We start from the raw sequence: 1,407 nt of genomic DNA, 5'->3' as shown, positions 1-1,407 counted from the left end.
CGGGGCCGGCGGCGGCAGCGGCGAGTCCGGCACCGCCGTCCAGCCCCGCCACCCCGTGCGCCGCCGCGCCGCCCGCTTCTGGAGCGACGTGCTCACCACCCCCGGCCGGATGTCGGTCTTCGCGCTGGTCGCGATCGTGGTGGTGCTCGCGGGCGGCATCGTGGCGTCCTCCACCATCACCCAGCGGCAGAGCTACCACGAGACCCTGCTCGCCGAGGTCGAGCCCGTCGCCAACGCCTCGCAGACGCTCTACAGCTCCCTGACGATCGCGGACTCCGCCGCGAACACCGCCTTCATCACCGGCGGGATAGAACCCGCGGAACTGCGCGAACGCTACCTCCAGGCGATCGCGGACTCGTCGTCGTCGATCATCGCCGCCGCCCAGGGCCTCGACCGCAACGACACCGAGTCCATCGACCAGCTCGCCCACATCAACGCGCAGCTGGCCACCTACACCGGCCTCGTCGAGACCGCGCGCACCAACAACCGCGTCGCCAACCCGGTCGGCTCGGCGTACCTCGCCTCCGCGTCCGCGCTGATGCAGGACACCATCCTGCCCGCGGCCGCCGACCTGTACGACCGGCAGTCCACGTCCGTGGGCCAGTCGGACCGCGAGTGGTCGTCGCCGCCGTGGGGCTCGTTCTTCCTCCTCGGACTGGCGATCGCGGTGCTGGTGCTGCTGCAGCAGTGGCTGTGGCGGCTCACCGGACGGCGCATCAACCCCGCGCTCGGCGTGGCGTCCCTGCTCATGGTGGCGACGTTCCTGCTCACCATGATCGCCGGGTTCCTCGCCGCCAACGACAACGCCAAGGGCCTGTCCGAGGGCGCGGCGCCGATGAACGAACTGACCCGCCAGCGCATCAACGCCCAGAAGGTGCGCGCGCAGGAGACGCTCAACCTCGTGCGGCGCACCGACCCCGAGGGGTCGGCGGCCGAGCGCGCGGCCGTCCTCGGTGGCGTCCGCGACACCTTGACCGTGTATCTCGACGACGAGGAGGACAGCGGCAGCGACATCAGCCTCGACTCGCACGGCGCGGTGACGGACGCGATCGAGGCGCTCGACGAGTGGATAGCCGCCCAGAACCGCGCGGACTCGCTGTACCAGCAGGGCGACTACCAGGGCGCCATCGAGATCTCGTCCGGACAGGACGCCGGCGACTCGGGGGCGGCGTTCGACGAGTTCGACGAGTCCATGCAGGCCGCCATCGAGGAGGCCCGCGACACGCTGCGCACCCGCATCGACAACGCCCGCCGCACCTCCTCGAGTGGCCCGGACCTCATCATCGCGCTGTCCACGCTCGCCGCGTTCGGCGTCGTCGTGGGGATCGCGCCCCGGATCAGGGAGTACCTGTGAGTGCGCGGGTCGGCGGGGCGGCACGGGTCGGCGGGCCGGGACGGGCTGGCGGC

1 protein-coding gene is annotated in these 1,407 nt (G+C 72.1%); it reads left to right on the top strand.

The window, feature by feature from the left end; genetic code table 11:
* Positions 1-1,354, top strand: a 1,354-nt coding sequence (locus tag HMPREF3086_RS01430; RefSeq protein WP_083324215.1) for a hypothetical protein, incomplete at its 5' end; no start/stop codon positions are given.
* Positions 1,355-1,407: the final 53 nt, after the last annotated feature.

The organism is Dietzia sp. HMSC21D01, from assembly GCF_001815995.1.
GTDB classification, from domain to species: Bacteria; Actinomycetota; Actinomycetes; order Mycobacteriales; family Mycobacteriaceae; genus Dietzia; species Dietzia cinnamea.
The sequence above is the reverse complement of the archived record's forward strand: the minus strand, read 5'-3'. Positions and strand labels throughout refer to the sequence as shown.